The organism is Nocardioides maradonensis (assembly GCF_054777115.1).
Window position 1 is genome coordinate 1 of the sequence record NZ_BAAHAZ010000041.1, and the last position, 2,561, is coordinate 2,561.

Genomic DNA, 2,561 nt, shown 5'->3' on the forward strand with positions numbered 1-2,561 from the left:
CGACCCCGTGGATACTGGTGAGCACGCCGCCATCGAGAGCGGCGAGTAGGGCACCGAGGATCACCTCAAAGCCCACCACCCCACGGGGCTCTGTCGGCACGGCTTTGGTCACGAATTCTGACTGCATTTGGTCGCCAATGTCGAACGGTCCCGGAGTGACCCTGCAGTCACATCCTGGTCGCGAATTCTGAGCGCAGTCGAAGCCGGGGACGACGCCCGGCGCCTGATGGGCACTCGGCGGAGCGCGGCTGTGGCTGCGGTACGACCACGTGATCGCCGCGGCGGCAGCGCGGGCCTGGCCTCAGCACCGATCGGCCTGACGCCCGCGACCCGGGGCCCCACAAGGCCGGGACCGACGGCCCGGGTTCCCGTGGTCAGTAAGTGTCATGTCCCTTCGAGTCTTGGCGGAGCAGACTCCCAGCGGGGGATTCACATGGCCACGCTCCAGCTCGGGCCTCGGGATCAAAGGGGATTGACTGAACATGGAATCGAAATACCAGAGGCGGCTCGCTGCCGCCGTGGCCGCAGCAGCCCTTGGCGCGGCAACGTTGTCCACACCACCGCCTGCGGCGCATGCCGACGACCTGTCTCTGACCTTCTTCGGTTACGACGGCAGCAGTGCCGTTGCTGACGCGGTCGCTGAGTCCATCATCCAGGGCAACACGCTAGCTGGGGCGCTGACTCTCGCCCAGTCGCTTGCCACTCTCACGGACCCACAGACACTGGTTGCGATCACCGACGTCCTCACCAATCCGCCCGACCCTTTCGATCCCGAGACCGCGGTAACGCAGCTGTTGGAGATTCCCGCCACCCTCGCAAGCGACACCGTCGGTGACAGCAGCAGCGGTCAAGCAGTCGCGGCCCTGAGCGCTACCACCCAGAAGACGAGCCGAGGGCGCGGACGGAAGACCACTGTCCAGCCCGCGCTCGCCGACCAATATGACAATGGTGAGCCCAAGGCGCAGAACGCGTACCGCTGGCAGCACCACAACAGTACGGCGGTCAAGATCTGGCTCGAAGAAACGACCAACTCGGGAACCTACCCCGTCGGCTACATCGTCGAGGACTACACCGCGAACACCTACTACGGGAACGGCCGCGACATGTACTTGTACGACGATATGAGGCCGGGATCGATCAGCCCGACCATCACCCGCTACTCGGCGAAGCTGCGACAGGACATCAACAACTGGCCCGACGACACCATCGCGATCTACAACTGCCCGACAGGCGGCACGTTCTTCACGTGCAATGCGAATGGTTACGTGGAGTCCGGCAATACCGACTGGTACTACGAACAAGTCAACTTCCGGATGAGCGAGGGCGCCGCGGTAGCCGACGTGCAGATCCAGACGCGTCGGGCACGTCAAAACAGTGCCGGCCTGACCTTCCCGATCGCCGCCACCGGAGGATGATGGATCCGTGACACTGACGCAGAGGCAGGTCTACGAGGCAATCAGCCTCGCGATAGACAACGCTGGTGAGGTCCTTGGCATGGCGATCTCAGCCGAGAACAAGGAGGACCTGTACTCCGCACTGGTTGACCGCTTCGGCATCACCGAGAACCAGGCGGACGTGATCGGCAGCTTCAGTTTCGGTCGAATGACCCGACAGGACCGTCAGTCGTTCGCCCAAAGGCTGGCTGCCGAGCCTGAGGAACCTCCGGCTTGAAGCCCGCAGAACGTCTTGCGGGCCGTCGGTGCCACATGGCTGCTCCGACTGTCACGGCTTCGACACGCCCCGCACCGGCGACCCTCTTCCCGAGCACAGGGCCCGGCCCGACCCAAGACGCTGAGTGACGCCAAAATTCACGACCAACGAAACCCCGATCCGGTGGGAGCGTCACGATTCGCGACCAAACGACATCAGAGATGACGATCAAAGCCACTGGCACGTCCCCCAACGCCGGGGCACCACTCGCGCAGGAGCGAGACCAGCCCTCACACCGGCAAGACACGTGGTTTGTCTGCCTGCCTCATATGTGCGGTGTGGCTTGACCGGTCGGACCGGCAGCAGACGGCTTCACCGCTGGCGCCTCTCCGAAGACGTCGGCCAGACCTTCGCAAGCCCCCTGCGGCACTAGCCTGAGCATCTCGCGGCAACGACGCTGCGCGTGCCCGATGCCATCCGCGTCGGTCACCGACTCATAGTCGGTCAGCGCACCAAGCAGCTCGTCTCGAAAGCTGGCGTCTGCATTGAAGCGGTACCTCTCGAGCACGCCCTCAAGCGCCGGGTCGACGATCGTCACTTGGAAGGTTGGGTCGCCGGCAATCCGACGCCGCAGTATCCCGTTGATGTGCTCGTCACGGAAGGAGTAGCCGACGACCACGAGTTCGGCGGCACGATGAAGCCAGGCGTCGAACTCTCTCAGCATCGCTGCGAAGGGGCCATCGCTTCGCACCTTCCCCCGTTGCCCGAAGATGACGCCCAAGCGGCCAGATGGCTCCGGTGCCGTGGGTAGGTCGGGACTGCTGCACGAACGGGTGACAGGTTGGGTCACGCAGCCTGAGTGGCTGGCGTGGTCATGATGGTCTCGTACTCGATGGGGGTCAACCGTCCGA

General features: G+C 64.2%; 3 protein-coding genes. 2 read left to right on the forward strand and 1 reads right to left on the reverse strand.

The annotated features are described in order from the left end of the window. Window positions 1–482 precede the first annotated feature (482 nt). A complete protein-coding gene (locus ACYVAQ_RS23295; protein ID WP_460792998.1) occupies window positions 483–1,415 on the forward strand; it encodes a hypothetical protein in 933 nt (310 codons plus the stop codon). Window positions 1,416–1,422: 7 nt separating this feature from the next. Continuing rightward, window positions 1,423–1,671 (forward strand): hypothetical protein, encoded by a 249-nt coding sequence (locus ACYVAQ_RS23300; RefSeq protein ID WP_460793000.1) that lies wholly within the window; start codon window positions 1,423–1,425, stop codon window positions 1,669–1,671. 304 nt (window positions 1,672–1,975) lie between these two features. Here ACYVAQ_RS23300 and ACYVAQ_RS23305 read toward each other — a convergent pair whose 3' ends face one another. Beyond that, entirely contained in the window at window positions 1,976–2,431 is a 456-nt protein-coding gene (locus tag ACYVAQ_RS23305; RefSeq protein WP_460793001.1) for an SIR2 family protein, read from the reverse strand. Window positions 2,432–2,561 lie beyond the last annotated feature (130 nt).